Origin of the sequence: Streptomyces sp. NRRL B-3229 (genome assembly GCF_000719505.1) — a bacterium.
Lineage (GTDB): Bacteria > Actinomycetota > Actinomycetes > Streptomycetales > Streptomycetaceae > Streptomyces > Streptomyces griseorubiginosus.
This window is the reverse complement of record NZ_JOGP01000008.1, coordinates 73,830-100,260: the sequence shown is the minus strand read 5'-3', so window position 1 is coordinate 100,260 and position 26,431 is coordinate 73,830. Positions and strand designations below refer to the sequence as shown.

At 71.3% G+C, this 26,431-nt stretch carries 26 protein-coding genes; 11 read left to right on the top strand and 15 right to left on the bottom strand.

Going from position 1 to position 26,431, the window contains the following annotated elements; genetic code table 11:
• Nucleotides 1-82 precede the first annotated feature (82 nt).
• Entirely contained in the window at nucleotides 83-1,486 is a 1,404-nt protein-coding gene (locus IF54_RS0114740; RefSeq protein ID WP_030318496.1) for an NCS2 family permease, read from the top strand.
• Between the two features lie 13 nt (nucleotides 1,487-1,499).
• On the opposite strand, the gene IF54_RS0114735 is transcribed toward IF54_RS0114740, so the two are convergent.
• From IF54_RS0114735 to IF54_RS0114725, 3 genes are all read right to left on the bottom strand, one after another.
• Nucleotides 1,500-2,951 carry a peptidoglycan D,D-transpeptidase FtsI family protein gene (locus IF54_RS0114735; protein ID WP_030318494.1) on the bottom strand — a complete coding sequence of 484 codons (1,452 nt, stop codon included), beginning with the start codon at nucleotides 2,949-2,951 and terminating at the stop codon, nucleotides 1,500-1,502.
• 80 nt (nucleotides 2,952-3,031) lie between these two features.
• Nucleotides 3,032-3,502, bottom strand: a complete 471-nt coding sequence (locus IF54_RS0114730; protein WP_030318492.1) for a GNAT family N-acetyltransferase — start codon at nucleotides 3,500-3,502, stop codon at nucleotides 3,032-3,034.
• 25 nt (nucleotides 3,503-3,527) lie between these two features.
• Entirely contained in the window at nucleotides 3,528-4,301 is a 774-nt protein-coding gene (locus IF54_RS0114725; RefSeq protein WP_020121403.1) for an IclR family transcriptional regulator, read from the bottom strand.
• 206 nt (nucleotides 4,302-4,507) lie between these two features.
• On the opposite strand from IF54_RS0114725, the gene IF54_RS0114720 reads away from it, so the two are divergent.
• The 4 genes from IF54_RS0114720 to IF54_RS0114705 all read left to right on the top strand — a co-directional run bounded on the left by IF54_RS0114720 (nucleotide 4,508) and on the right by IF54_RS0114705 (nucleotide 8,687).
• Entirely contained in the window at nucleotides 4,508-5,974 is a 1,467-nt protein-coding gene (locus IF54_RS0114720; RefSeq protein WP_030318488.1) for an aldehyde dehydrogenase (NADP(+)), read from the top strand.
• Between the two features lie 45 nt (nucleotides 5,975-6,019).
• Nucleotides 6,020-6,628, top strand: a complete 609-nt coding sequence (locus tag IF54_RS0114715) for a DUF1349 domain-containing protein (protein ID WP_030318486.1) — start codon at nucleotides 6,020-6,022, stop codon at nucleotides 6,626-6,628.
• A 104-nt stretch (nucleotides 6,629-6,732) separates the two neighbouring features.
• On the top strand, nucleotides 6,733-7,458 hold the full coding sequence (locus IF54_RS0114710) for a DsbA family oxidoreductase (RefSeq protein ID WP_030318480.1): 726 nt from the start codon (nucleotides 6,733-6,735) through the stop codon (nucleotides 7,456-7,458).
• 167 nt (nucleotides 7,459-7,625) lie between these two features.
• Nucleotides 7,626-8,687 carry an aminotransferase class V-fold PLP-dependent enzyme gene (locus tag IF54_RS0114705; protein ID WP_030318478.1) on the top strand — a complete coding sequence of 354 codons (1,062 nt, stop codon included), beginning with the start codon at nucleotides 7,626-7,628 and terminating at the stop codon, nucleotides 8,685-8,687.
• A gap of 104 nt (nucleotides 8,688-8,791) precedes the next feature.
• Here the strand turns inward: IF54_RS0114705 and thpD are convergent, their stop codons facing one another.
• The 6 genes from thpD to IF54_RS0114675 form a co-directional block, all read right to left on the bottom strand.
• Complete coding sequence (thpD, locus tag IF54_RS0114700) at nucleotides 8,792-9,688, bottom strand: ectoine hydroxylase (RefSeq protein ID WP_030318475.1); 897 nt, start codon at nucleotides 9,686-9,688, stop codon at nucleotides 8,792-8,794.
• A 4-nt stretch (nucleotides 9,689-9,692) separates the two neighbouring features.
• The gene (locus tag IF54_RS0114695) at nucleotides 9,693-10,109 is read right to left on the bottom strand and encodes an ectoine synthase (protein WP_030318472.1); all 417 of its coding nucleotides are present in this window, start codon (nucleotides 10,107-10,109) and stop codon (nucleotides 9,693-9,695) included.
• A gap of 45 nt (nucleotides 10,110-10,154) precedes the next feature.
• A complete protein-coding gene (ectB, locus tag IF54_RS0114690; RefSeq protein WP_030318470.1) occupies nucleotides 10,155-11,426 on the bottom strand; it encodes a diaminobutyrate--2-oxoglutarate transaminase in 1,272 nt (423 codons plus the stop codon).
• Between the two features lie 80 nt (nucleotides 11,427-11,506).
• On the bottom strand, nucleotides 11,507-12,013 hold the full coding sequence (gene ectA, locus IF54_RS0114685; RefSeq protein ID WP_030318467.1) for a diaminobutyrate acetyltransferase: 507 nt from the start codon (nucleotides 12,011-12,013) through the stop codon (nucleotides 11,507-11,509).
• A gap of 306 nt (nucleotides 12,014-12,319) precedes the next feature.
• Nucleotides 12,320-12,838 (bottom strand): DinB family protein, encoded by a 519-nt coding sequence (locus IF54_RS0114680; protein WP_030318466.1) that lies wholly within the window; start codon nucleotides 12,836-12,838, stop codon nucleotides 12,320-12,322.
• Between the two features lie 187 nt (nucleotides 12,839-13,025).
• The gene (locus IF54_RS0114675; RefSeq protein WP_030318464.1) at nucleotides 13,026-14,126 is read right to left on the bottom strand and encodes a pyridoxal-phosphate-dependent aminotransferase family protein; all 1,101 of its coding nucleotides are present in this window, start codon (nucleotides 14,124-14,126) and stop codon (nucleotides 13,026-13,028) included.
• 94 nt (nucleotides 14,127-14,220) lie between these two features.
• Between IF54_RS0114675 and IF54_RS0114670 the strand changes: the two genes are divergently transcribed.
• The 6 genes from IF54_RS0114670 to IF54_RS0114645 all read left to right on the top strand — a co-directional run bounded on the left by IF54_RS0114670 (nucleotide 14,221) and on the right by IF54_RS0114645 (nucleotide 19,869).
• The gene (locus tag IF54_RS0114670; RefSeq protein WP_030318462.1) at nucleotides 14,221-15,084 is read left to right on the top strand and encodes a transporter substrate-binding domain-containing protein; all 864 of its coding nucleotides are present in this window, start codon (nucleotides 14,221-14,223) and stop codon (nucleotides 15,082-15,084) included.
• Nucleotides 15,081-15,914, top strand: coding sequence for an amino acid ABC transporter permease (locus tag IF54_RS0114665; protein WP_030318460.1), 834 nt, complete (start codon nucleotides 15,081-15,083; stop codon nucleotides 15,912-15,914). Before IF54_RS0114670 ends, IF54_RS0114665 begins: the two co-directional genes overlap by 4 nt.
• The gene (locus IF54_RS0114660) at nucleotides 15,911-16,738 is read left to right on the top strand and encodes an amino acid ABC transporter ATP-binding protein (RefSeq protein ID WP_051735443.1); all 828 of its coding nucleotides are present in this window, start codon (nucleotides 15,911-15,913) and stop codon (nucleotides 16,736-16,738) included. Before IF54_RS0114665 ends, IF54_RS0114660 begins: the two co-directional genes overlap by 4 nt.
• 75 nt (nucleotides 16,739-16,813) lie before the next feature.
• Nucleotides 16,814-17,578 carry a PIG-L deacetylase family protein gene (locus tag IF54_RS0114655; protein WP_030318456.1) on the top strand — a complete coding sequence of 255 codons (765 nt, stop codon included), beginning with the start codon at nucleotides 16,814-16,816 and terminating at the stop codon, nucleotides 17,576-17,578.
• Between the two features lie 99 nt (nucleotides 17,579-17,677).
• Nucleotides 17,678-18,769, top strand: coding sequence for an amidohydrolase family protein (locus tag IF54_RS0114650; protein ID WP_030318454.1), 1,092 nt, complete (start codon nucleotides 17,678-17,680; stop codon nucleotides 18,767-18,769).
• Nucleotides 18,770-18,936: 167 nt separating this feature from the next.
• Nucleotides 18,937-19,869 (top strand): SCO1860 family LAETG-anchored protein, encoded by a 933-nt coding sequence (locus IF54_RS0114645; protein WP_030318451.1) that lies wholly within the window; start codon nucleotides 18,937-18,939, stop codon nucleotides 19,867-19,869.
• Between the two features lie 143 nt (nucleotides 19,870-20,012).
• Here the strand turns inward: IF54_RS0114645 and cobC are convergent, their stop codons facing one another.
• From cobC to cobM, 6 genes are read right to left on the bottom strand one after another with little or no spacing between them, the layout of a single operon-like run.
• Nucleotides 20,013-21,083, bottom strand: coding sequence for an Rv2231c family pyridoxal phosphate-dependent protein CobC (gene cobC, locus IF54_RS0114640; RefSeq protein WP_030318448.1), 1,071 nt, complete (start codon nucleotides 21,081-21,083; stop codon nucleotides 20,013-20,015).
• A complete protein-coding gene (locus tag IF54_RS0114635) occupies nucleotides 21,073-21,999 on the bottom strand; it encodes a sirohydrochlorin chelatase (RefSeq protein ID WP_030318446.1) in 927 nt (308 codons plus the stop codon). Before IF54_RS0114635 ends, cobC begins: the two co-directional genes overlap by 11 nt.
• Complete coding sequence (locus IF54_RS0114630; protein WP_030318445.1) at nucleotides 21,996-22,586, bottom strand: precorrin-8X methylmutase; 591 nt, start codon at nucleotides 22,584-22,586, stop codon at nucleotides 21,996-21,998. Before IF54_RS0114630 ends, IF54_RS0114635 begins: the two co-directional genes overlap by 4 nt.
• A complete protein-coding gene (gene cobJ / locus IF54_RS0114625) occupies nucleotides 22,583-24,265 on the bottom strand; it encodes a precorrin-3B C(17)-methyltransferase (RefSeq protein WP_030318443.1) in 1,683 nt (560 codons plus the stop codon). Before cobJ ends, IF54_RS0114630 begins: the two co-directional genes overlap by 4 nt.
• Nucleotides 24,262-25,560, bottom strand: a complete 1,299-nt coding sequence (locus IF54_RS0114620; RefSeq protein WP_030318440.1) for a bifunctional cobalt-precorrin-7 (C(5))-methyltransferase/cobalt-precorrin-6B (C(15))-methyltransferase — start codon at nucleotides 25,558-25,560, stop codon at nucleotides 24,262-24,264. Before IF54_RS0114620 ends, cobJ begins: the two co-directional genes overlap by 4 nt.
• On the bottom strand, nucleotides 25,557-26,378 hold the full coding sequence (gene cobM, locus IF54_RS0114615) for a precorrin-4 C(11)-methyltransferase (protein ID WP_030318438.1): 822 nt from the start codon (nucleotides 26,376-26,378) through the stop codon (nucleotides 25,557-25,559). Before cobM ends, IF54_RS0114620 begins: the two co-directional genes overlap by 4 nt.
• Between the last annotated feature and the right edge of the window lie 53 nt (nucleotides 26,379-26,431).

The window sequence follows — 26,431 nt, the reverse complement described above, 5'->3', positions numbered from 1 at the left end:
GAAAACCCGAACCGGGTTCTTGGCATGCACAATCCAGCCAGCATCCGCACATCGATCATTCAGGCACCAGGGAGCCGCCGGCATGTCCGTCGACCAGTACTTCAGGATCTCCGAACGGGGATCCACCTACACCAGAGAGATACGCGGCGGCCTCGCCACGTTCTTCACGATGGCCTACATCCTCGTCCTGAACCCGATCATCCTCGGCAGCGCCAAGGACAAGTTCGGGCACCACCTGGACGCCGTCCAGCTGACCACCGCGACGGCCCTGGTGGCCGCGGTGATGACGATCATCATGGGCGTGGGCGGCAACCTGCCGCTCGCGCTCGCCGCCGGGCTCGGACTGAACGCCGTCGTCGCCTTCCAGATCGCCCCGCTGATGAGCTGGGACGACGCGATGGGGCTGGTCGTCCTGGAAGGGCTGCTGATCTGCGTCCTCGTGGTCACCGGACTGCGGGAGGCCGTCATGCGGGCCATCCCGCAACCGCTCAAGCAGGCGATCAGCGTCGGCATCGGGCTGTTCATCGCCTTCATCGGCTTCGTGGACGCGGGATTCGTCAGCCGCATCCCCGACGCCGCGAACACCACCGTGCCGGTGCAGCTCGGGGGCACCGGCACCCTCGGCGGCTGGCCGATCCTGGTGTTCTGCCTCGGCGTGCTGCTGACCGTCGGGCTGCTCGCCCGCAAGGTCAAGGGCGCCATCCTGATCAGCATCGTGACCATGACGGTCCTCGCGATGATCATCAACTCCGTCGCCGACATCAAGTCCTGGGGCCTGACGACACCGGCCTGGCCCGACAAGATCGTCGACACCCCCGACTTCGGACTGATCGGCCACTTCAGCCTGTTCGGCGCCTTCGACGCACCCGGTGTGGGCGTGGTCACCGTCGTGCTGCTGATCTTCACGCTGATCCTGTCCGACTTCTTCGACACCATGGGCACGGTCGTCGGCATCAGCGCGGAGGCGGGCCTGCTGGACGAGGAGGGGAAGGTCCCCAACCTGGGCCGGGTGCTCCTCATCGACGGGGCGGCGGCGGTGGCCGGCGGCGCCGCGTCCGCGTCCTCCGCGACCTCGTACATCGAGTCGGCGGCCGGCGTCGGCGAGGGCTCGCGCACGGGCTTCTCGAACCTGGTCACCGGTGGGCTGTTCGCACTGGCGCTCTTCCTGACCCCGCTGCTGACCATCGTGCCGCTCCAGGCCGCCGCGCCCGCGCTCGTCGCCGTCGGGTTCCTGATGATGACGCAGGTCAAGCACATCGACTGGGACCAGTACGACATCGCGATCCCGGCATTCCTGACCATCGCCGTGATGCCCTTCACGTACTCGATCACGAACGGCATCGGGGCGGGCTTCCTGGCCTACGTCGTGATCAAGGTCGTGCTCGGCAAGGCCAAGGAGATCCACTGGCTGCTGTGGGGGACGTCGGCGCTGTTCCTGGTCTACTTCGCGATCGACCCCATCGAGCAGGTGCTCGGGGTCAAGTGACCCCCGGGACGGTTCAGTTCCGGACGGCCGCCTCCATCATGGCCTTGGCCACGGGGGCGGCCAGTCCGTTGCCGCTGACCTCCGAGCGGGCCGCGTTCGACTGCTCCACCACGACCGCCACGGCGACCTCCTTGCCCCCGGCCTTCGCATAGGACGTGAACCAGGCGTACGGCGTCTGGCTGTTGTTCTCGCCGTGCTGGGCGGTGCCCGTCTTGCCGCCGACCGTGACCCCGTCGATCCGGGCGTTGGTCGCGGTGCCGTCCGTCACCACCGACTGCATCGCCGACTGGAGTTGCTCCGCGGTCCGCGCGCTGACGACCCGCGTGCTCTTCGCCTCGTCGTCGTAGTTCTTCAGGACGTCGCCGCCGTTGTCGGTGATCGACGAGACCATGTGGGGCGTCACCAGCTCGCCGCCGTTGGCTATGGCCGCGGAGACCATGGCCATCTGGAGGGGGGTGGCGGTCACGTCGTACTGCCCGATGCCGGTCAGAGCGGTGGAGGACTGGTTCATGTCCGAGGGGTAGACGCTCTCGTACGCCCGCACCGGGACGTCCTGCTCGGCGTTGTTGAAGCCGAACTTCTCGGCCATCGCCCGCACCTTGTCCTGGCCCAGGTTGACGGCCATCTTCGCGAACACGGTGTTGCAGGAGTACTCGAGCGCGACCCGGATCGAGGCGTCCTTGCAGGGCGCCGAGGAGTTCTCGTTGCCCAGCGGGGTCACCGTGCCCGGCAGGGTGTACGGGTCCGGGCTGTCGGTCTTCTCGTCCACCGAGGAGTACAGACCGTCCTCCAGCGCGGCCGCGGCCACCACCAGCTTGAACGTCGAACCGGGCGGCAACGGCTGGCGCAGCGCGCGGTTGGTGAGCGGCTTGTCGGAGTCGGCGTTGAGCTGCTTCCAGGCGCCGGCCGCGGTGTTGGCGTCCGTCAGCGAGGACGGGTCGTACGACGGCGTCGACACGACCGCCAGGATCTTGCCGGTCGTCGGGTCGATGGCGACGGCCGCGCCCTTCTTGTCGCCGAGCGTGTCGTAGGCCGCCTTCTGCACGGCCGGATCGATCGTCGTGATCACATCACCGGGCTTGGCCCGCTGGTTGGTGAGGGTGTCCATGACGGTCTTCAGCCGGGTGTCCGTGCCGTTGAGGAGGTCGGCGTAGATGCCCTCCAGCTGGGTGGGGGCGTAGGCCTGCGAGGCGTAGCCCGTCACCGCCGCGTACAGCTTGCCGTTCGTGTACGTCCGCTTGTACGCGAGGTCGCTGTCCTCGGTCCGCGCGGAACCGGTGACCGCCTTTCCGGCCACGATGATGTTCCCGAGCGGCGAGGAGTACGTCTCGATGACGTTCCGCCGGTTGTCCTTGTCGTCCGCGAGTGCCTGGCCCTCGTAGAACTGCACCCAGGTCGCCCGCAGCAGCAGAGCGAACACCAGGAGCAGCGAGAAGACCGATGCGCGCCTGATCGTCTTGTTCATCCCACCCAGAGGACGATCAGGCCGCGGCGAGTCGTTCCCGTCCGTCCGCTTTTCTCATCGGACGCTCATTTACGACGGTCTCAGGCCTCCAGCGCGAGCACGAGTTCGTCGATCTCCGCCCCGCGCGCGTTGGCGTACCCGGAGGCCTCGGCGGTCACCCGGAACCCGCACTTGTGGAGCACCCGCAGCGAGCCCGCGTTGTCGGCGGCGGCGCGGGCGTACAGGGGCCGCTCGGGCACCTGGACGATCAGCTCCCGCAGGGCCGCGGTGGCGATGCCCCGCCCCCAGTAGGTGCGGTCGATCCAGTACGTCACCTCGCGCTCGCCCGGTTCGCCGTACACCGCCGCGCTGCCCACCACGTCCCCGTCCGCGAGCACCGTGCGGTGCACGGCGTCCGAGGCCCTGATCCGTTTCCAGTGGGCGTCGAAGGCGTCCCGGTCGCCCGGGTCCTTCGGGGTGAACGCGGCCATGTGCAGGGCCTCGGGATCGTTCATCTGCCGGAAGAAGACCGGCAGATCGCTGTCGTGGACCTCTCGGAGCGTGATCTGCATGCTCCGAGCCTAGGGGCAGGGTCTGTCAGAGCCTGCGGGTCGCGAGGGTCAGCCGGTCGCGGGCGTCGAACAGGGCGTCCTTCACCAGCTGTTCGTGGGCCGGGGTCAGCCGCGCGACCGGCACCGAGCAGCTGATCGCGTCCCGCGCGGGGGTGCGGTAGGGGATCGCCACGCCGAAGCAGCGCAGGCCCAGGGTGTTCTCCTCGCGGTCGACCGAGAAGCCCTGCTCCCGGATCTGGTGCAGTTCCTCGATGAGCTTCTCGCGGTCGGTGATGGTGTGCTCGGTCAGCGCGGGCAGGGTCTCCGGCAGCATCTTGCGGACCTGCTCGTCGGAGTACGTGCTCAGCAGCGCCTTGCCGAGGGAGGTGGAGTGCGCCGGGAGCCGGCGGCCGACTCTCGTGAAGGGGCGCAGGTAGTGCTGGGACTGCCGGGTCGCGAGGTAGACGACGTTCGTGCCGTCCAGCCGTGCCAGGTGGATGGTCTCCGTGGTGTCGTCGGAGAGCCGGTCCAGGGTCGGCCGGGCCGCCGCGACCACCTCGTCGCCGTCGATGTAGGAGGTGCCGACGAGCAGCGCCCGCACCCCGATGCCGTACCGCGTGCCCGTCGCGTCGGTCTCCACCCAGCCCAGCTCCACCAGCGTGCGCAGCAGCATGTAGAGGCTGGACTTGGGGTAACCGACGGCCTCCTGGACGGCGGCCAGGGAGTGCATGCCGGGGCGCCCGGCGAAGTATTCGAGCAGTTCGACCGTCCGTACCGCGGACTTGACCTGTGAACCGCCGCCCGTCTCGCCTGCCGACATCGCCCTTGACCCCTTCGTTGGACGAGAACCAGAGATATAGTCTCGGACAGCATATTCACCACCAGAGACAGCGTTCAGCATATCGAACGTTCCTGGTGGATGACCCGGATGTGGATGACCCGGATACACGTGGAGGGACCGCGGTGGCAGCAGCACCAGTCTGGAGTGTCGACCCCCGAACCGGGAAGCAGCGCGAACAGGTTGCGGTGGAGGCCACAGCCCAGGAGGTGGACGCCACGGTCCGCGCCGCGCACGACGCGCGCGCGTCCCTCGCCGACCGTGCCGTCCGCGCGGCCTTCCTGCGCTCCGCCGCCGACCTGCTCCAGGCCTCCGAGGACCACCTCGTGGAGGCCGCCGACGCCGAGACCGCGCTCGGCCCGGTCCGGCTCACCGGCGAGCTCGCCCGCACCAGCTACCAGCTGCGGGCCTTCGCCGACATCGTCGACGAGGGCGAGTTCCTCGGCGTGGTGATCAACCACCCCGACGACACCGCCACCCCGCCCATCCCCGACCTGCGCCGCTACAAGGTCCCCCTCGGCGTCGTCGCCGTCTACGCGGCCTCCAACTTCCCCTTCGCCTTCTCCGTCGCCGGCGGTGACACCGCTAGCGCGCTCGCCGCGGGCAACCCGGTCGTCGTCAAGGCCCACCCCGACCACCCGGCCCTGTCCGAGCTGGTCGCGTCGGTGCTGCGCCGGGCCGCGGCCGAGCACGGCATCCCGGCCGGTGTCCTCGGCCTGGTCCACGGCTTCGAGGCGGGCCTCGAACTGATCAGGCACCCTCTGATCGCCGCGGCCGGCTTCACCGGCTCGGTGAAGGGCGGCCGCGCCCTGTTCGACGCGGCGGCCGCGCGCCCGGTGCCGATCCCGTTCCACGGCGAGCTGGGCTCGCTGAACCCCGTCGTGATCACCGAGGAGGCCGCCGCCGAGCGCGCGGAGGCCATCGGCGCCGGGCTCGCCGGCTCGATGACCCTCGGGGTCGGCCAGTTCTGCGTGAAGCCGGGCCTGGTCCTCGTGCCGTCCGGCGCGGCGGGCGACGGCCTGGTGAAGTCCCTGACCGACGCCGTCAGCGACACCGACGCGGGCGTCCTCCTCGACCACCGCATGCGGGACAACTTCGTCGCCGGGGTCGCCGAGCGCAGGCGGCTCCCCGAGGTCGACTCCCCGGTGACGCCCGGCGCGGGCGGCGAGCACACGGTCAGCGCGGGCTTCCTCACCGTGGCGGCGGAGAAGCTGACCGAGGAGGGGGCGTACGACCTGCTCCTGGAGGAGTGCTTCGGCCCGGTGACCGTGGTGGTCCGCTACGACGACGACGCCCAGGCGCGCGCGGTGCTGTCCCGGCTGCCCGGCAACCTGACGGCCACCGTCCACCTGTCCGCCGAGGAGGCGGCCGGCAAGGGCCGCGGCGCGGAGATCCTCGCGGAGCTCACCCCGCTCGCCGGACGTGTGCTGGTCAACGGCTGGCCGACCGGGGTCGCGGTGGCCCCCGCCCAGCACCACGGCGGTCCGTACCCGGCGACCACGTCCACCTCGACGTCGGTGGGCGGTACCGCGATCGAGCGCTGGCTGCGGCCGGTGGCGTACCAGAACGCCCCCGAGGCGCTGCTCCCGCCGGAGCTGCGGGACGACAACCCGCTGGGTCTGCCCCGCCGTTTCGACAACCGTCTCGAACGCTAGGCACCCGAGGTCCGCACGCGCGGAGGGAGCTGGAAAACTCTGAGGATGGACGTCGAACTCTCCGAGCTTCCTTTCCCTCTCCGCACCTACGGCCCCGACGGACACTGGGCGTACGAGGACGGCATACTCTCCGGCTGGGCCGGCCCCCGGCAGGACCGGTTCGTGCCGCCCACCGGGGAGTCGCTCGACCCCGCCGCCGACGCGCCGCGGCTGCTCGGCGCCCCCGAGGGCGACTTCCAGCTGATAGCCCGCGTCACCGTGGGCTTCAACGGCTCGTTCGACGCGGGTGTGCTGTACGTCCACGTCGGCGAGCGGGCCTGGGCCAAGCTCTGCCTGGAGAACTCCCCGGACGTGCCCACCGTCTGCACGGTCGTCACCCGCGGGCACTCCGACGACTGCAACTCCTTCACCGTGGAGGGCAGTTCGGTGTGGCTCCGGGTCAGCCGCACCGGCCGCGCCTTCGCCTTCCACGCCTCCCGCGACGGCGAGCGCTGGACCTTCGTCCGCCTGTTCACCCTGGGCGACGAGAAGGAGACCGGCGCGGCCCTGGTGGGCTTCATGGCCCAGGCCCCGATGGGGTCGGGCTGCGTGGTGACCTACGACCACATCGAGTTCAGGGACGCCTGGCCGGACGACCTGCGCGACGGAAGTTGAGCGTTCTTCCGGAGTCGGCGGGGAATGGAACCCGCTGCTTGAACGTTCACCCATCGATGCGGAGGGAGTCTCCGTAACCCGTCCGACCTGGAGAGAGCCGAACCATGCGCGTCGAGATCTGGAGCGACATCGCCTGCCCCTGGTGCTACGTGGGCAAGGCCCGCTTCGAGAAGGCGCTGGAGGCCTTCCCGCACCGCGACGGCGTGGAGGTGGTGCACCGGTCGTTCGAGCTGGACCCCGGGCGGGCCAAGGGGGATGTGCAGCCCGTGCTCGCCATGCTCAGCAAGAAGTACGGCATGAGCCAGGCCCAGGCCCAGGCCGGCGAGGACAACCTCGGTGCCCAGGCTGCCGCCGAGGGGCTCGACTACCGCACTCGTGACCGCGATCACGGCAACACCTTCGACCTGCACCGCCTCCTCCACCTCGCCAAGGAGCAGGGCCGCCAGGACGAGCTGATCCAGATCTTCTACCGGGCCAACTTCGCCGAGGAGCGCTCCCTGTTCAGCGAGGGTGACGAGCGGCTCGTGGAGCTCGCCGTCGAGGCCGGACTGGACGCCGACGAGGTCCGCAAGGTCCTCGCCGACCCCACCGCCTACGCCGACGAGGTCCGCGCCGACGAGCGCGAGGCGGCCGAGCTCGGTGCCAACGGCGTCCCCTTCTTCGTCCTGGACCGCACGTACGGCGTCTCCGGCGCCCAGCCCGCCGAGGTCTTCACCCAGGCCCTCACCCAGGCCTGGGGCAACCGCTCCCCGCTCCAGCTGATCGACCAGGGCGCCGCGGACGCCGAGGCCTGCGGCCCCGACGGGTGCGCGGTACCGCAGCAGCACTGACAGCCGTGGTGCAGGAGCACTGACAGCCGTCGTGCAGGAGCACTGACGGCCGTGGTGCAGCAGCACTGACAAAGGTGCAGGTCGGCGCGGACGTATAAGCGTTCCTTAGCGGAACCACGTAAGAAATCGCAATGGACCGAGAGGTCTCGCGGCCCCACAGTGGACCCATGGAGACCTTCGAGAGCCTCGTCCGCGCCGAGTTCGCCCCGAAGAACACCTTCCTCAACACCGCGAGCAGCGGTCTGCTGCCCGCCCGGACCGTGACCGCCCTCCAGGAGGCGGTGCTGATCCGCGCCGAGGGCCGCCCGCTCGACCCCCTGTTCCAGGACGTGGAACAATCCCGCGCCGCCTTCGCCCGGCTCGCCGGAGTGCCGGTCACCAGGGTCGCGGCGGGCGCCTCCGTGTCGGCCCACTCGGGCCTGGTCGCCGCCTCCCTGCCCCCGGGCGCCGAAGTCCTCACCGCCGAGGACGACTTCACCTCCGTCGTGAACCCCTTCCACACCCGAGGTGACCTCAAGGTGCGGATCGTGCCGCTGGAGCGCCTCGCCGAGTCCGTCCGACCCGGCACCGCGCTCGTCGCGGTCAGCGCCGCCCAGTCCGCCGACGGCCGGATCGCCGACCTGCCCGCCCTGCGGGAGGCCGCGCGCGCCCACGGCGCCCGCACCTACGTCGACTTCTCCCAGGCCGCCGGCTGGCTCCCGGTGGACGCGGAGTCGTACGACTACACCGTCTCCACGACCTTCAAGTGGCTCCTCGGACCGCACGGCGCCGCCTTCCTCGTCGTGCCGCCGGAGTCCGAGGGCTTCGGCGAGCTCAAGCCCGTGCTCGCCGGCTGGGTCGCGGGGGAGGTCCCCTGGGACAGCTGCTACGGCCCGGTCGCCGAACTGGCCCACTCCGCCCGGCGGTTCGACGTCAGCCCGGGCCTGTTCACCTATACAGGAACCCGCAGCTCCCTCGAACTCATCGAAGAACTCGGCGTGGACGCCGTGCGTGCCCACGACCTCGCCCTCGCCGACCGATTCCGCGCCGGACTGGCCGACCTCGGGTACGCCCCGCTGCCCGCACCCGGCTCACCGATCGTCTCCGTGCCCGGACTCGGCGTGCGCCAGGGCGAGTTGAGCGTGGCGGGCATCGAGGTCTCCAACCGGGCCGGCAACCTGCGGGCCTCCTTCCACCTGTACAACACGCCCGCGGACGTGGACCGGCTCCTGGACGCCCTGTCTCCCTGAACGCGGCAGACGCGACAGGCGACGCGGCCGCCGTACGGAACGTACGGGAGCCGCGTCGCCTGTCGTGGGTGTGAGATCAACTCACCCGGTCACGTCACCGGTGGTCACTTCACCGGCGTGAAGTCCCTCGCGCCGATGAACTCCGGCCGCCGGATCGGTGCCGCGAACGGCTCCACGGCCTCGTTCTCCACGCTGTTGAACACGATGAACACGTTGCTGCGCGGGAACGGCGTGATGTTGTCGCCGGAGCCGTGCATGCAGTTGCAGTCGAACCAGGTCGCCGAACCTGCCTTGCCCGTGAACAGCTTGATGCCGTACTCGGAGGCCATCGCGGTGAGCGCCTCGTCCGAGGGCGTGCCCGCGTCCTGCATCTGGAGCGACTGCTTGTAGTTGTCCTTCGGGGTGGCCCCCGCGCACCCGAGGAAGGTGCGGTGCGACCCCGGCATGATCATGAGGCCGCCGTTGGTGTCGTAGTTCTCGGTCAGCGCGATCGAGACGGACACCGTGCGCATGTTCGGCAGGCCGTCCTCGGCGTGCCAGGTCTCGAAGTCGGAGTGCCAGTAGAAGCCGCTGGCCCCGAACCCGGGCTTGACGTTGATCCGCGACTGGTGGACGTAGACGTCCGAGCCGAGGATCTGCCGGGCCCGGCCGACGACCCGCTCGTCGCGCACCAGGTTCGCGAACACCTCGCTGATCTTGTGCACCTCGAAGACCGAGCGGATCTCCTTGGACTTCGGCTCGATGATCGAGCGCTCGTCCGCACGGATCTCCGGGTCCGTGACGAGACGCTCCAACTCCCGCTGGTACACGGGAACTTCGTCGGGGCGGATGAGCTGGTCGACGGCGAGGAAGCCGTCGCGCTCGAACGACTCCAGCTCGGCCGTGGCGATCGGTCCCGGCGCGCCGGGCGCCGACCAGACGACCGGGTCCTTGCGCGGGACGGACACCTCGGTGGCGCCGCGGCTGGGGTAGAGATCGGTGACGGTGGTCATGGTGGTCATGTGGTCACACCTCCTCGGTTTCGGCTTCGGGTTCCGTGAGCAGCGGGTAGACGCCGTTCTCGTCGTGGTCCTCCCGGCCGGTGACCGGCGGGTTGAACACGCAGAGGCAGCGGAAGTCCTCCTTGACGCGCAGCGTGTGCCGCTCGTGCCCGTCCAGCAGGTACATGGTCCCGGGCGTGATCGAGTGGGTCAGCCCGCTCTCGTGGTCGGTCAGCTCGGCCTCGCCCTCGACGCATACGACGGCCTCGATGTGGTTCGCGTACCACATCGACGTCTCCGTACCCGCGTACAGGACGGTCTCGTGCAGGGAGAAGCCGACCCGCTCCTTGGCGAGCACGATGCGTTTGCTCTCCCAGGTGCCGGACGCGGCCTTCACATGCCGGTCGGTGCCTTCGATGTCCTTGAACGAACGGACGATCACAGTGCTGCGATGCCTCCTAGTTAGACGTTGTGCTGAGACGGGGTCTCAGACGGTTTCCCGTACGGCACGGGCGAGGATGCTCAGCCCCTCGTCCAGCTCCTCCGGGGTGATCGTGAGTGCCGGAAGCAGCTTCACGACCTCGCTCTCGGGGCCCGAGGTCTCGATGAGCAGCCCGAGTTCGAAGGCCCGGTGCGCCACCTTCCCGGCGCGCGCCTTGTCGTGGAACTCCAGACCCCACACGAGCCCGCGGCCGCGGTACTCCTTGATGTCGGCCAGGTTCTCCTCGGTGATGGAGATGAGCCCCTGCTCGACCTGCTCGCCGCGCTGCCGGGTCTGCTTCTCCATCGCGGAACCGTCCGCCCAGTACTGCTCCAGGGTGGCGGTGGCCGTGACGAAGGCCGGGTTGTTGCCGCGGAAGGTGCCGTTGTGCTCGCCCGGCTCCCAGATGTCCAGCTCGGGCTTGAACAGGCACAGCGACATGGGCAGTCCGTAGCCGCTGATCGACTTCGAGACGGTGACGATGTCGGGGGTGATGCCCGCCTCCTCGAAGGAGAAGAAGGCACCGGTGCGGCCGCAGCCCATCTGGATGTCGTCGACGATGAGCAGCATGTCCTGCCGCTCGCACAGCGCGGCGAGGGCCTGGAGCCACTCGCGGCGGGCGACGTTGATGCCGCCCTCGCCCTGCACGGTCTCCACGATCACCGCGGCCGGCTTGTTGAGGCCCGAGCCCTGGTCCTCCAGGAGCCGCTCGAACCAGAGGAAGTCCTCGACCGTGCCGTCGAAGTAGTTGTCGAACGGCATCGGCGTGCCGTGCACCAGCGGGATGCCGGCGCCGGCCCGCTTGAAGGCGTTGCCGGTGACGGCGAGCGACCCCAGCGACATCCCGTGGAAGGCGTTGGTGAAGGACACGATCGCCTCGCGGCCCTTGACCTTGCGGGCCAGCTTGAGCGCCGACTCCACGGCGTTGGTGCCCGTCGGACCCGGGAACATGACCTTGTACGGCAGGTCCCGCGGGCGCAGCACCAGGTCCTGGAAGGTCTGGAGGAAGGCGCGCTTGGCGGTGGTCGACATGTCGAGCCCGTGCGTGACCCCGTCCCGCTCCAGGTAGTCGATCAACGCCCGTTTCAGCACCGGGTTGTTGTGGCCGTAGTTCAGTGAACCGGCGCCCGCGAAGAAGTCGAGGTACGCGCGGCCGTCCTCGTCGTACATACGGCTGCCCTGCGCGCGGTCGAAGACGGTGGGCCAGCCGCGGCAGTAGCTGCGCACCTCGGACTCGACCGTCTCGAAGACGCTGAGGTCGGGCTGGGTGATGGTCACGAAGAATCGCTCCTCGGGTGCGTGGGGGTGCGTGGGGGAGGGGAGTACGGGGTGGTCGGTCTTCGGCTCTCGTCCGGCCCTCAGGGGGAGAGGGGGCCGATGCGGTAGAGGACCTCGGGATCGTGCGGCCCGTCCGGGAACTGGCTCGTGTCGAACAGCACCTCGCGCTCCAGGGCGGCGCCACGGCGTTCGGCGAACGAGGTGAACAGCCGCTCCGAGGCGGCGTTGCCCGGGGTGATGGTGGTCTCGACGGCGGTCAGCCCGCGCTCGGCGACGAGCCGGGCGGTGAGGCCGTCCAGCAGGGCGGCGGCGAGACCGTGGCCGCGGTAGGCGGAGTCCACCGCCACCTGCCAGACGAGCAGGGTGCCGGGCCGGTCCGGGCGGACGTACCCGGTGACGAAGCCGACCGGCTCCCCACGCTCGTTCCGTGCGACGGCCGAGGTGGCGGCGAAGTCGCGGCACCACAGCAGATAGCTGTACGACGAGTTCAGGTCGAGGACTTCGGAGTCGCGGGCGATGCGCCACAGCGCGGCTCCGTCCGCGACCGTGGGCCGGTCGATTTGCAGGTCTGCTTGTACGGCAGTCATGCGAATTCAATTTACCGACGGAAATAGAAAAATGCATCGCCGGGTGGGGTTACGTGAGGGCGTTCCGTGTGTTATCACGCGTGCGCGCAGCGAGCCGTCAGAAGTGCCCGATATGAAATACTTCGCCCCATCCATAACGGGCAAATCCATCAAGATGTGTAACGCGTCACAACCGTGTAACCCCCACGAGATCTCCGCGAATTCTGCCTCGATGCGTTCGCAGAATCTTTGCGTTTAGGGAGAGGGAAAGCGGGCAGAAGAATACGGGAAGCTAAGCTCTTATAAACCCGGGAATTACCTCGCCAATTATGCTCCGGTAACCCCGTCGATGCGTTCCCGCAAGATGTCGGCGTGTCCGTTGTGCCGCGCGTATTCCTCGACCATGTGGATGAGCACCCACCGCAGACTGACCTCGACCCCGGCCATGTCCCCGTCGACGATCCGCCCCACCGCGTCGAGCGACCGCCCCGCACACACCTCCCGCCCCCGCGCGATCTCCCGTCGCCAGACGTCCAGCGCCTCGTCGAGCCCACGGCGCGGATCGAGGACGTAGCCGGTGGGCTCGTCGAACACGGGCGGCAGATCGGTCCCTCCGACGACCCGCTGAAACCAGTTCCGCTCCACCTCGGCCAGATGCTGCACCAGCCCGAGCAACGTCAGCGCGGACGGCTCGGCGGCCGCGTCCCGCACCTGCCGGTCGTCCAGCCCCCGGCACTTCAGCTCCAGCGTGGCGCGGTGAAAGTCGAGCCAGCTCTCCAGCATGGGCCGCTCGGCACCGGTGAGCAGGGGGACGGGCCGGCCGTCGGGAAGTGTGTGAGTGGTCATGAGCCCAGGCTGCCAGCGAGGAGTCGGCCAGTGCCCCGGTTCAGCCGCGAGCACAAATGAACGCCGTCGACTGGGGCGCCCCCTAAGGGACGCGGGGCTGTATCGACATGCGGCTCCGCCACGTGGGCGCGACAAGCCACGACGGCGCCCCGGACGACAACGAACCCCCGGCGCTATCGCGAAGCTCTCAGCTCCAGGCATCCTCCGCCGCGCGCAGCGCACGCTCCACATCCACCGCCGCCCCCGTCTCCGCCAGAGCCGCCCCCACCCCCGCCAAGCAGCCCCGCACGACCTCCCACGTCGCCTCCGCCCCGTAGTGGTTGACCCGGATCATCTCCGCGGCCAGCGCACCCCCACCGGCGGCCAGCGGCAACGCGGGGTCGAGGGACAGCGCCCGGGAGACCAGCTCCGAGGCCACCACACCCGCCGGCGTACGCAGCGTCGTGGCGACCGGTGCCGCCGCCCCGTCCTCGTGGACGTACGGCTCAAGGCCCCCGCCCAGGACCCGCGCCCCCGCTCGCGTCGCCGCGGCCGCGGACCGGTGCCGGGCCATCACCGTCTCCAGGCCGTCCGCCTCGATCCGCTCGACACAGGCCTCCAGCGCCAGCATCTCCAACTGTGCCGGCGCATGCAGCAGAGCACGGCGGCCGCCGTCGATCCAGCGCTCCTTCCAGTCCAGGAGCGAGAGGTACGACCGCCTCGGCGCCCCCGGGTTCGCGGCCATCCGCTCCCACGCCCGCGCGCTCACCGACACCGCCGACACCCCCGCCGGCCCGCCCATCGCCTTCTGCGCCCCGATCACGCACAGGTCCACGCCCCACGCGTCAGGCAGCACCGGCTCGGCGCCCACGGAGGCCACCGCGTCCAGGTAGAACAGGGCACCCCGCCGCCGTACGACCTCTCCGATCTCCGCGACCGGGTTGGTGTTGCCGGTCGCCGCCTCCGCGTGCACCAGCGACACGAAGTCGATCTCCGGGTGCTCCTCGAACGCCGCGGAGATCTCCTCGGCCGTCACCGCCGTGTGGAACGGCACCACCAGGTCGATCACCTTCGCCCCGCAGTCCCGCAGCCAGTTCCCGAAGGTCTGCCCGTACGGACCGGTGATGACGTTCAGCGCGGTCGTCCCCGGACCGGCGGTCCCCCGGATCGCCCCCTCCAGCGGCAGCAGCGCCTCGCCCTGCATGATCACCACGTCCTGCCGGGTGTCCAGCAGACGGGCCACCCGGTCCTCGATCTCGGCGAAGCGGGCGGCGCTCAGCGGGGCCAGGTCCAGGAGCGGGTGTGTCACGGCGGTGCCTTTTTCTCGGATGGGGTAGAGGTGTCGAGAGTAACCGGCGCCCCAACCCGACCGGCGACCCCATCCGCCCCCATCGGAGGTCCTCGTGCACACCGTCCCCGGCCGCAGAGCCCACACCCCGGCCCGCCTTCTGGCCGCCACCACCGCCGCGGCCGGACTGCTGCTCCTGACCGCCTGTACCTCGACCGACGACGGAGGCAGCGGCTCGAAGACCGCCGCGGGCGGCGTCGAACTGGTCAAGGCCGGACAGCTCACCACCTGCACCCATCTGCCGTACCCGCCCTTCCAGTCGGAGATCGACGGCAAGGTCCAGGGCTTCGACGTCTCGCTGATCGACCTGGTCGCCAAGGACCTCAAGGTGAAGCAGGAGATCCTCGACACCCCCTTCGAGAACTTCAAGACCGGCGCCTTCCTCAACTCCGGCCAGTGCGACCTGGCCGCGGCCGGCATGACCATCACCGAGGAACGCAAGAAGAACGTCGACTTCTCCGCCCCCTACTTCGAGGCCACCCAGGCCCTCCTGGTCGCCAAGGACAGCGGGATCACCTCGCTCGCCGACGCCAAGGCCAAGAAGATCAAGCTCGGCGCCCAGGCGCAGACCACCGGCGAGGACTACGCCAAGAGCCAGGGCTTCGACCCGGTCTCCTTCGAGTCCTCCGACGCCGTCCTCAGTGGCCTGCGCTCCGGCCAGGTCAAGGCCGTCGTCATCGACTACCCGGTCGTCCAGGGCTGGCTGAAGGACAAGGCCAACGCCGATGCCTTCCAGGTCGCCGACAACATCAACACCGGTGAGCAGTACGGCTTCACGGTGAAGAAGGGCAACACCAAGCTGCTCGCCGCCGTCAACAAGGCGATCGCGGACGCCAAGGCCGACGGCACGTACAAGAAGCTCTACGAGAAGTGGATCGGTCCCTACGATGAGTCCGCGGCGTCCCCGTCCGCCTCATGACCGCCGCCGACACACCGGTCCAGCCCCGCAGGAAGGGCCTGACCCGGCGTCAGAAGCGCAGCGTCTCACGCGGTGTCCAGTACGTCCTCTTCGTGGCCGTCGTGATCGCCTTCGCGGTCTCGGCGGACTGGGGGCGGCTGAAGAACCAGTTCGCGCAAGGGGACATCGCCCGGCAGATGTTCCCGGACGTCATCACCCTGGCGCTGAAGAACACCGTGCTCTACACGCTGTCCGGCTTCGTCGTCGGACTCGTGCTCGGCATGGTCATCGCGCTGATGAGGCTGTCCTCGGTCGGGCCCTACCGGTGGTTCGCCGGCGTCTACATCGAGATCTTCCGCGGGCTGCCCGCCCTGCTGATCTTCATCTTCATCGGCGTGGCCGTCCCGCTCGCGTTCCCCGGCACGGAGATCGTCGGCGGCACCTACGGCAAGGTCGCTCTCGCGCTCGGCCTGGTGGCGGCGGCCTACATGGCGGAGACGATCCGCGCGGGCATCCAGGCGGTGCCCAAGGGGCAGATGGAGGCGGCCCGTTCACTGGGCTTCTCGCCCGCCCGGGCCATGGTCTCGATCATCATCCCGCAGGCGTTCCGGATCATCCTCCCGCCGCTCACCAACGAGTTGGTCCTGCTGTTCAAGGACTCCTCGCTGGTGCTGTTCCTCGGCGTCACCCTGGAGGAACGCGAACTGTCCAAGTACGGCCGAGACCTGGCCAGTACGACCGCCAACTCCACGCCGATCCTCGTCGCCGGCCTGTGCTACCTGCTGGTGACGATCCCGCTCGGGTTCGTGGTCCGCCGTATGGAGGCGAAGGCCCAGGAGGCCGTGAAATGACCGTTGGAGCTAACCGCCCGGAGTCCGTCGGAGCGAACCGCCCGGAGATCGAGGTGCGGGGCCTGCGCAAGTCGTTCGGCGACCACGAGGTCCTCAAGGGCATCGACCTGGAGATCGGCCGGGGCGAGGTCGTCTGTGTGATCGGTCCTTCCGGCTCGGGCAAGTCCACGCTGCTGCGGTGCGTGAACCTCCTGGAGGAGCCGACGAAGGGTCAGGTCTTCGTCGGCGGCGCCGAGTTGACCGACCCGGACGTCGACATCGACGCCGTGCGCCGCCGTATCGGCATGGTCTTCCAGCAGTTCAACCTCTTCCCGCACCTCACGGTGACCGAGAACCTCACGCTGCCGCAGCGCAGGGTCCTCAAGCGGGACAAGGCGAAAGCCGCGAAGGTGGCCGCCGAGAACCTGGAGCGGGTGGGGCTCGCCGAGAAGGCCGACGCCTACCCGGCCTCCCTCTCCGGGGGCCAGCAGCAGCGGGTCGCGATCGCCCGCTCGCTGTCCATGGGCCCTGAGGTGATGCTCTTCGACGAACCTACCTCGGCCCTGGACCCGGAGCTGGTGGGCGACGTCCTCGCGGTGATGCGGATGCTCGCCCGGGAGGGCATGACGATGATGGTCGTCACCCATGAGATGACCTTCGCCCGTGAGGTGGCCGACCGGGTCGTGTTCATGGACGACGGCGTGATCGTCGAGGACGGCACTCCGGCCCAGGTGATCGGCAGCCCCTCGCACGAGCGCACGCGTCATTTCCTGTCCCGGCTGCTGGACCCGGCCATGGCCGAGGTGGAGGAGGAGACGTCGGACCAGGTGGGTGAAGGCGGCTGAAGCGGGGACATACGTTCCTCTGTCGGCAAGGGGTTGCGGACCTGCATGATTCGGGACATGACGACTCTGCATGACATGGGCGGCAGCGCACTGCCCCCGCTGCCGGAGGACTGGGAGCGATGTCTGGCCGTGGCCTCGCATCCCGACGACATCGAGTACGGCGCCGCCTCGGCCGTGGCCCGCTGGACCGCGCAGGGCAGGCAGGTCACGTATCTGCTGGTGACCCGGGGCGAGGCCGGCATCGACGGGCTGCACCCGGACCGGGCGGGCCCGCTGCGGGAGGCCGAGGAACGGGCCGGGGCGCGTGAAGTGGGCGTCGACACCGTGGAGTTCCTCGACGGTCACCGCGACGGGATGATCGAGGAGGGCCCGGCCCTGCGCCGCGACATCGTGCGGGCGATCCGCAGGCACCGGCCCGAGGTGGTGGTGACCGGGGCGTACACCGTGCGGATGATCGCCGGTGTCGTCAACCAGGCCGACCACCGCGTGGTCGGGCTCGCCACGCTGGACGCGGCCCGCGACGCGGGCAACCGGTGGATCTTCCCCGAACTCGCCGACGAGGGCCTCGAACCCTGGGGAGGTGTCCGCTTCGTGGCCGTCGCCGGTACCGATCGGCCCACCCACGGAGTCGACATCACCGGCGAACCCCTGGAGCGCGGCATCGCCTCCCTGACCGCGCACGCCGAGTACACCAAGGGCCTCGGCGCCGGAGCCTTCGAACCGCGCCCCTTCCTGACCTGGGCGGCCCGCCAGGGCGGACCCGCCCTCGGCGTCGAGGCGGCGGTCCTCTTCGATGTCCACCAGCTCGCCTTCGACGGCCCGCCGCCCTGGGAGACGTGACCGCGCTCCGAGCGGCCGGCCGGGGCGCGGGTCCAGCGGAACGTCCGGCTGACCGGGGCGCGGGCCCCTCGGAGCTTCCGGCTGGCTAGGGTGCGGTCCATGAACGATCACGCGGTGCTGCACGTGAAGGGCCGGATCCTGGTCGGCCCCGAGGAGGTCCGGAACGAACTGTGGGTGGTCGACGGGCGGATCTCCTACGACCGTCCCGTCGCCGCCCGTGACGTCCGCACGGTGTCGGGCTGGGCGCTGCCCGGTCTCGTCGATGCCCACTGTCATGTGGGACTCGGCCCGCACGGCCCGGTCGGCCTGGACGTGGCCGAGCAGCAGGCCCTGACCGACCGGGAGGCGGGCACCCTGCTGATCCGGGACGCCGGTTCCCCCTCCGACACCCGCTGGGTCGACGACCGCGAGGACCTTCCGAAGATCATCAGGGCCGGTCGGCACATCGCCCGCACCCGCCGCTACATCAGGAACTTCGCCTGGGAGATCGAGCCCGAGGACCTCGTCGCGTACGTCGCCCAGGAGGCCCGGCGCGGCGACGGCTGGGTCAAGCTCGTGGGGGACTGGATCGACCGCGAGGTGGGCGACCTGGCCCCCAGCTGGCCGCGGGAGGCGGCCCGGGCGGCCATCGCGGAGGCCCACCGCCTCGGCGCCCGGGTCACCGCGCACTGCTTCGCCGAGAACTCCCTCCAGGACCTGGTGGAGGCGGGCATCGACTGCGTCGAACACGCCACGGGCCTCACCGAGGACCTGATCCCGCTGTTCGCCTCCCGGGGCGTCGCGATCGTCCCCACCCTGGTCAACATCGCGACCTTCCCGAAGCTGGCGGACGGCGGCGAGTCCAAGTTCCCCCGCTGGTCGGCCCATATGCGCCGGCTCCACGAACGCCGCTACGACACGGTCCGGGGCGCCTTCGACGCCGGCATCCCGGTCTTCGTCGGCACCGACGCCGGCGGCACCCTCCCGCACGGTCTGGTCGCGGCGGAGGTCGCGGAACTGGTCACGGCCGGCATCCCCGCGCTGGACGCCCTGGCCGCGACCACCTGGAGGGCCCGCGCCTGGCTCGGCCGCCCCGGCCTCACCGAGGGCGCCCCCGCCGACCTGGTGGTGTACGGACAGGACCCCCGTGCGGACGTCCGCGTGCTGGCGGACCCGGCGCACATCGTGCTGAACGGCCGGGTGGTGCGGTAACGCCGGGGCGGCGAGGGGCGAGCGGCCCTCGGACGGGGAAGACGCGCTCGAAAGCGTGCACGGATGCGCCACGATCGTGTGAACTCCCGGGGGAACGCTGTCGAACGACGAGGGGTGCGACATCCTTTCGAGGTCCCGAGCCAGTTCTCTCTGGGGGTCCCACCACCTTGAACAGCACCAACTTCCGCATGCCCGCACGCCGACTCGCCACCGTGGCGGCGGCCACGGCTCTTGCCGCCGGTCCCGCGGCACTGGGGGGCGCGAGCGCCGCGCACGCGACCGGCGAGCAGGGCCGGGCGAGCGCCGTCGTCCTGCGCACCGGGCTGGACGTCTCCCTCCTCGGAAGGACCGCGAACGTCCCGCTCGCGGTCGCCCTCAACGAGGTCGAGGCGCCCCGGAGCGCCCGGGAGACCGCCCTCACCGCCACCTTGGACGGCGTGGACGCGGGCCGTCCGTTCGAAGTGCTCGCCGCCGAGACCGCCGACGCGAAGGCCACGGTCACGGACGGGACGGCGGAGGCCACCACCGAGCTCGCCCACGCGAAGGTCCACGTCCCCGGACTCCCGCTGCTCTCCCTCATCGAGATCGAGGGAGTCACCTCCAAGGCGACCTGCGAGGCTGGAAAGACCCCTACGGCCTCCTCGAACCTCCTGGGCGCGGTCACGGTGCTCGGCAAGAAGGTCACGGTGACCGCGGGCGGTCCCACCGACGTCAAGGTCCCGGGCGTCGGGGAGGTCCGCCTCGACCTGTCGACGAACGCCACCACCTCGCGCACGGCCGCCGCCACCGCGCTGCAACTCCGTGTCTCGGTGGACCCGTTGAAGCTGGGTGTCGCTGCGGTCGAGGGCACCCTCACCCTCGCGAAGGCCACCTGCGAGGCCCCGGCGGCTCCCGCCGCGTCGTCGGCGCCCCCGGCCGAGCCGAAGCCTAAGGGAGAGGTGAAGCCCCAGGGAGAGGTGAAGCCCCAGGGCGGCCCCGCCAAGGAGGCCGGCCTGGCCGAGACCGGCGGCGGCTCCCTGACGCCGTACCTCGCGGGCGGCGCACTCGCCCTGCTCGTGGCGGGCGGCGCCGCGGCGGCGACGGCCCGGCGCCGGGGCTGACGCGAGCCCCCGGCCGGCCGGCGCGGAGGGGGCGCCGGCCCGGCCGGGAGTGCGGGAGGTGTGTCGGCCGGCCGGGAGTGCGGGAGGTGTGCACGGCCGGCCGGGAGTGCCGGAGGTGTGCCTGGGGAGGAGGTCCCCGGCCGTCACCCCTTCGCCAGCGTCACCGCCTGGTCCAGCGCCTGGAGGAAACGGTTCACCGTCGGCCGGTCCCGCACCGCGAGCCGTAGCCACTCCTCGTCGAGCCCCGGGAACGTGTCCCCGCGTCGCACTGCCCACCCGAGATCCCGCAGATGCCGTCGCACCGCGGTGGCGCGCGGCAGGCGGACGAGGACGAAGGGGCCCTCCGCCGGTTCGACGACCCGGAGCCCGTCCGGGGCGAACTCCCGCAGCCCGGCGACGAGATGGGCCCGGTCGGTGGCGACGCGGTGGGCCGCGTGGGCCGCCTCCGCCAGGGCCCGCGGCTCCATGCAGGCCTGCGCCGCGGCGAGGGCCGGGGTGGAGACCGGCCACAACGGCTGGGCCTGCTCCAGGGCGGCGATCGTCTCCGGGGCGGCGAGCACGTACCCGATCCGGAGACCCGCGAGGCCCCAGGTCTTCGTCAGACTGCGCAGCACGACCAGACCGGGCACGTCCGTCCGCCCGGCCAGGGCCTCGCGCTCGCCGGGCACCGCGTCCAGGAACGCCTCGTCCACCACCAACGTCCGCCCCGGACGGGCCAGTTCGGCGATCGTGGCGGCAGGGTGCAGGACCGACGTGGGGTTGGTCGGGTTGCCGACGACCACCAGATCGGCGTCCTCGGGGACGGCCGCCGGGTCCAACCGGAAGCCGTCCTCCTCCCGCAGCAGCACCCGCTCGACCGGGTGCCCGGCGTCCCGCAGCGCCGCCTCCGGCTCGGTGAACTGCGGGTGCACCACGACCGCATGACGAACCGTCAGGGCGCGGGCGAGCAGCACGAACGCCTCGGCGGCCCCCGCCGTCAGCAGCACCCGCTCCACGGCCACCCCGTGCCGGGCCGCCACCGCCGCCCGCGCCGCGCGCCCGTCCGGGTACGCGGCGAGCCCCGCCAGGGACCCGGCGATGTGCTCCCGCAACCACGCCGGGGGAGTGTCCGCGCGGACGTTCACGGCGAGGTCGGTGAGCCTCGCCCCGTCGTCCCGCACCTCGGCGTCGCCGTGGTGCCGCAGGTCATGGGCCCCGGCGGGTTCAGTGCGCATGGGTGTGCGCGCCGTGGTGGTGCCCGTGGTGATGGTGGCCGTCGTCGTCCGGGTGGAAGTGCGGCTGCTGCGCCAGGCCCACCTTGTCCTCGAAGCCGGGCAGCGCGATGCGGTACACGCAGGTGTCGCAGTTCATCCTGAGATCGCCCTTGACGGCCTCTTCGTACCGCTCCAGCACCAGGTCCAGCAGCTCCGGCTCCGGGCCGATCACCTCCGCCGAGCGCACCTCGACCTCCGGGTGCGCGGCCGCCCAGCCCTCGGTCTGCTGCTTCACCCGGTCCGGCAGGATCCCGGTGAACAGGAAGTAGGGGAGCACGACGATCCGCCGCGCCCCCAGCGCCGCGCACCGGTCGAGTCCGCTCGGCACGTCCGGCGCGGCCAGCGACACGAACGCCGTCTCCACTCCGGCGTACCCGCGCCCCTCCCACAGCAGCCGGGCCGCCTTGTGGACCTCCGCGTTGGCGTCCGGGTCCGTGGAGCCACGGCCGACGAGCAGCACCGTCACGTCAGAGCGGTCCAGGGGCGTACGGCCCCCGGTGGCGCCCAACGCCTCGTCGAGACGGCGCTCCAGCACGTTCAGCAGCGCCGGGTGCGGGCCCAGCGGACGGCCGTAGGTGTACGAGATCCCCGGGTGCCGCTCCTTCTCGCGGGCCAGCGCGGCCGGGATGTCCCCCTTGGCGTGTCCGGCGGACACCAGCATCAGCGGTACCGCCGCGAACCGGCGGACCCCGCGCTCCACCAGCTCGCCCACCGCCTCGGTGAGCGGCGGCGGGGACAGCTCGATGAAGCCGCCCGCGACGGGCAGATCGGGACGGCGGGCCCCCAGCTCCCGGACGAAGTCGCGGAACGCCTCGGCTCCGGCCTCGTCCCGGGTGCCATGACCGGCGATGAGCAGGGCGGGCGGCGGGGTGGTCACGATGTCTCCTCAGAGGGGTGGGTGGGGTGGTACAGCAGGGCGTTGAGCGCGGCCGAGGCGACCGCCGAACCGCCCTTCTCGGACACGTTGCTCACGGCGGGCAGCCCGCTCGCGCGCAGCGCGGCCTTGGACTCGACCGCGCCGACGAAGCCGACGGGCAGCCCGATGACGAGCGCCGGGGCCGCGTCCAGGGTCAGCAACTCCTCCAGCGCGGTGGGGGCGTTGCCGATCACCCAGATCGCGCCCGGCCCGACCTGCTCGTGGGCGAGGCGGATGGCGTGGGCCGAACGGGTCAGCCCGGGACCCGACTTGGCGTCCCTCAGCCGGCAGACGGTCTCCCGCCGGGTGATGCCGGCCGCGACCATCTCCACGTCCGTGACGACGGGCGCCCCGGAGTGCAGCGCGGCATGCGCCTTCTCCAACTCGCCCTCGTCCATGACGAGATCGGTGGCGTACTCCAGATCGGCGGCGGAGTGGATGACCCGCTCCACCACCGCCCGGGTCAGCGGCGGGAAATGCGAGGTGTCCAGGCGGGCACGCAGCCGCCGGTAGGACTCCACCTCGATCGGGTGGACGACACGATTCACCGGGTGCCCTCCTGCCAGCGGTAGCCGCGCGGGGTCACCATGCGCCCCGCGATGTCACGGGTGGCCGTGTTGCCCACGGTCACGACCGTCATCATGTCGACCGTCTCCGGGTCGAGCGCGGCCAGGGTCGTCAACCGGGCGGACTCGTCCGGCCGCGACGCGTTCCGTACGACACCGACCGGCGTGGCCGGCTCCCGGTGCCCGGCGAGGATCGCCAGCGCCTTGGGCAGCTGCCAGTCCCGGCCCCGGGAGCGCGGGTTGTAGAAGGTGACCACGATGTCCGCCTCGGCCGCCGCCCGCACCCGCCGCTCGATGACCTCCCACGGGGTGTGCAGGTCGGACAGGCTGATGGACACGTGGTCGTGGCCCAGCGGGGCCCCCAGGATCGCGGCCGCCGCGAGCGCCGCGGTGACCCCCGGCACGCCGATCACGTCGATGTCGTCGGAGGCCTCGGCGAGCGCGGGGGACGCCATCGCGTACACCCCGGCGTCCCCGCTGCCGATCAGCGCGACGGCCTGCCCCTTGCGGGCCTCCTCGACGGCCGTACGGGCCCGCTCCTCCTCGGCGCCCAGGCCCGACTCCAGGACCCGGGTGCCGGGCCGCAGCAGATCGCGGATCTGGTCGACGTACTGGTCGAGCCCGACCAGTACGGAAGCACGCCGAAGCTCCGCCTTGGCGCGCGGCGTGAGCAGGTCCCGGGCACCGGGACCGAGCCCGACGACCGCGAGCCGGCCGCGCGCGGGACGCCGTACGACGGCGCAGGTCACCATGGCGGGGGACGCGTTGGACTTCCGCTTGGGGACGAGGAGTTCACCGCCACCGATCAGCGCGGCGGCCTCCGCGACCGACGGCGTGCCCACGGCGGCCAGGGGCGCTTCCGACGGATTGGGCACCTCGACGGCCGCCAACTCCTCGGCGGACCAGGTGATCAGGGGGACGCCGAGCCGCTCGGCCGCCGCCACGATCCCCGGCTCCCCGGCCTTGGCGTCCACCGTGGCGAGCCCGGCGACACTGCGGGCGGACAGCCCGGCCTCGCGCAACGCGCCCTCGACCAGCTCCAGCACCTCGTCGGCGGGCGCCCCCTTGGAGGCGCCCACTCCGATGACGAGGGTGGGCGGACGCAGCACGACCTCCCGCTCGGACGACTCGACGAGCCGGTCCGTGACACGGATGCCGTACGCGCCCTCCACGGCGACCGGCAGCGGGGGCAGCGGCCAGCCCGACTCGTTGTGCAGGGCGACGGGTTCACCGTCCAGGAGCGCCCGCGACACGGCCGCCACGGCTCCCTCCACGGGCAGCCCGAGGGTGTCGAGCCCCGGCACCCCCACCGCGTCGGTCGCCGTCGTCACCACGGGCTCGGCACCGAGCAACTCCCCGACCTCCCGGGCGAGTTCATTGGCACCGCCGCCATGCCCGCCGACCAGGGACACGGCGAACCGCCCGCCCTCGTCGACGCACACCACACCCGGGTCGGACGCCTTGTCGCCGAGCAGCGGGGCGATCAGCCGTACGACCGCTCCCGTCGCCAGGGAACACACCAGCTGCTCACACTCCGCGAACGCCAAGCGCACGGCGTCCGCCACCGGACCGTCGTACACCCGCGTGCGGTCCGGCCAGGCCGCGGCCAGCCGGTCGCGCGCCGCCGCCCCCGCCGCGGTGGCGGAAATAAGGCCGATCACTGAGCAACTCCCTCTCGATACGCGGGGTTTCGGACGCCCCACAGCAGAAAAACCGGATTGGTCGCCGCGAGCCGGGTCACCTCACCCGGCAGCGGCGCGAGCCGGGACGACTGGAGCAGGACGCCCTCGCAGCCGAACCCGGCATCGGTGAGGGCCGCACGTACGGCCGGCACCCGGTCCAGGGCGGCCATCGCCACCACGACACTCCGCCGGGCCCGGCGCGCACAGGCGGCCACGATCCCGGGCAGCTCACGGCCACCACCACCGACGAAGACGGCGTCGGGATCGTCCAGCCCGGCGAGCGCGTCCGGCGCCGACCCGTGCACGACCTGCACGTCGACCCCGTGCGCGTCGGCGTTGGCACGGATGCGCTCGACTCCGTCGGCGGCCTTCTCGACGGCGACGACAGCTGCCCCCAGCCGCGCACACTCCACGGCCACGGACCCGGACCCCGAACCGACGTCCCAGACCAGATCCCCGAGCCGGGGCCCCAGCCGGGCAAGCGCCAGCGCCCGCACCTCGAACTTGGTGATCATGGAGTCACGGTGAGCGAACTCACCTTCTTCCAGGGCCCATTGAGAGGGGGCGGGGGAAGGCCCGGCGACTGTGCGGGCCGTACCGACGGCCCGCCCCTCGTCGAGACACAGCACGACACTCACGGCCGTCCCCCAGTCCCGAGCGGCAGCCTCAGCAGGGGTGACCCGCTCGACCCGTTCGTCGCGGGTACCGAGCGCAGAGGCAACGAGGAGTACGCGTTGCAGGGGCGCGGGGAACTGCGCGACAAGCCCCGACGCAGCCGCACCCGCCCAACCACCTCTCTCGGCACCCCCTGAGGCGAGCGCAGCTCCAAGCTCCGCAGGACCCGCCCCCGGCCCCGTAAGCACCGCAACCTTCGGACGAGCCCGGCACACATTCACCGCCGTCCGCAGATCCCGCCCATGCGCACTCACCACCACCGCGTCGTCCCACGGCACCCCCACCCGGGCGAACGCGGCGGCCACGGAGGACACACCGGGACGTACATCCAACGCACCCGCCCCGAACCGCTCCGCCAGCACCCGCACGATCCCGAAGAACCCGGGATCCCCCGAGGCCAGCACGACCACCCGGGACCCCTTCTCCAGATGCCGCCCGACGACATCCAGCGCAGGAGCGAGCGGCCCCAGAACGACCCGCTCGGCCGCCGCGGGGACCGCCACCGCGTCCAGGTGCCGCCGCCCGCCCACGACCAGCCCGGCCCCGGCGAGCACCTCCGCGGGCGCCGCCGAAACCCCCGTACCCACGACCGTGATCACGTGCCGGCGCCCTTCGCCGCCCGCAGTGCCCGACGGGCCTCCGGGTCGGCCTTGCGGTACCCGTGGAAGTGCCCGGGGTGGTAGAGGTGCGAGCGCGTGCCCTCGGCGTCCAGCGCCGGTCCGACCAGGAACAGCGTGTGCTTCCACAGCTTGTGCTCCTTGACGGTCTCCTCCAGCGTCTCGATCGTGCACCGCACCATCAGCTCCTCCGGCCAGGTCGCCTGGTAGGCCACGACGACCGGGGTGGACGTCGGATACCCGCCCTCCAGCAGCTCCCGCACCAACTGCCCGCTGCGCGCCGCGGACAGGAAGATCGCCATGGTGGTGCCGTGCTTGGCGAACTCGCGCACCTCCTCGCCGGGCGGCATCGGCGTCTTGCCGCCGCCGAGCCGGGTCAGCACCACGGACTGCGCGACCTCCGGGATCGTCAGCTCCCGTTGTGCGAGCGCGGCCACGGCCGAGAACGCGGAGACGCCGGGCACGATCTCGGTCTCCACGCCGATCGCCGCGCACCGGTCGAGCTGCTCCTGCGTGCCACCCCAGAGAGCAGGGTCGCCGGAGTGGATGCGCGCCACTTTGAGTCCCGACGCGTGGGCCCGCTCGTACACCGCGACGACGTCCTCCAGCGACATGGTCGCCGAGTCCAGGATCTCCGCGTCCGCACGGGCGTGTTCGAGGACCTCCGCCTGCACCAGGCTCGCGGCCCAGATCACGACGTCGGCCTCGGCGATGGCGCGCGCGGCACGGAACGTCAGCAGGTCGGCGGCGCCGGGGCCGGCACCGACGAAGGTCACCTTGCCGGTGGTGGCATCGGCCATGGAAATCGGTCCTCTCATTGCAAAGGGTCTGGAAAAGGTCTCAGGGCTGAGGT

Bases quoted from the DNA above. Each gene is read 5' to 3' on its own strand.
- IF54_RS0114735 (WP_030318494.1), bottom strand. From the start codon at position 2,951: ATGAACAAGACGATCAGGCGCGCATCGGTCTTCTCGCTGCTCCTGGTG.
- IF54_RS0114730 (WP_030318492.1), bottom strand. From the start codon at position 3,502: ATGCAGATCACGCTCCGAGAGGTCCACGACAGCGATCTGCCGGTCTTC.
- IF54_RS0114655 (WP_030318456.1), top strand. From the start codon at position 16,814: ATGGGCGGCAGCGCACTGCCCCCGCTGCCGGAGGACTGGGAGCGATGT.
- cobM (WP_030318438.1), bottom strand. From the start codon at position 26,378: ATGGCCGATGCCACCACCGGCAAGGTGACCTTCGTCGGTGCCGGCCCC.
- IF54_RS0114650 (WP_030318454.1), top strand. From the start codon at position 17,678: ATGAACGATCACGCGGTGCTGCACGTGAAGGGCCGGATCCTGGTCGGC.
- IF54_RS0114660 (WP_051735443.1), top strand. From the start codon at position 15,911: ATGACCGTTGGAGCTAACCGCCCGGAGTCCGTCGGAGCGAACCGCCCG.
- IF54_RS0114740 (WP_030318496.1), top strand. From the start codon at position 83: ATGTCCGTCGACCAGTACTTCAGGATCTCCGAACGGGGATCCACCTAC.
- ectA (WP_030318467.1), bottom strand. From the start codon at position 12,013: ATGACTGCCGTACAAGCAGACCTGCAAATCGACCGGCCCACGGTCGCG.
- thpD (WP_030318475.1), bottom strand. From the start codon at position 9,688: ATGACCACCATGACCACCGTCACCGATCTCTACCCCAGCCGCGGCGCC.
- IF54_RS0114665 (WP_030318460.1), top strand. From the start codon at position 15,081: ATGACCGCCGCCGACACACCGGTCCAGCCCCGCAGGAAGGGCCTGACC.
- cobC (WP_030318448.1), bottom strand. From the start codon at position 21,083: ATGCGCACTGAACCCGCCGGGGCCCATGACCTGCGGCACCACGGCGAC.
- IF54_RS0114710 (WP_030318480.1), top strand. From the start codon at position 6,733: ATGCGCGTCGAGATCTGGAGCGACATCGCCTGCCCCTGGTGCTACGTG.
- IF54_RS0114715 (WP_030318486.1), top strand. From the start codon at position 6,020: ATGGACGTCGAACTCTCCGAGCTTCCTTTCCCTCTCCGCACCTACGGC.
- IF54_RS0114680 (WP_030318466.1), bottom strand. From the start codon at position 12,838: ATGACCACTCACACACTTCCCGACGGCCGGCCCGTCCCCCTGCTCACC.
- IF54_RS0114705 (WP_030318478.1), top strand. From the start codon at position 7,626: ATGGAGACCTTCGAGAGCCTCGTCCGCGCCGAGTTCGCCCCGAAGAAC.
- IF54_RS0114725 (WP_020121403.1), bottom strand. From the start codon at position 4,301: ATGTCGGCAGGCGAGACGGGCGGCGGTTCACAGGTCAAGTCCGCGGTA.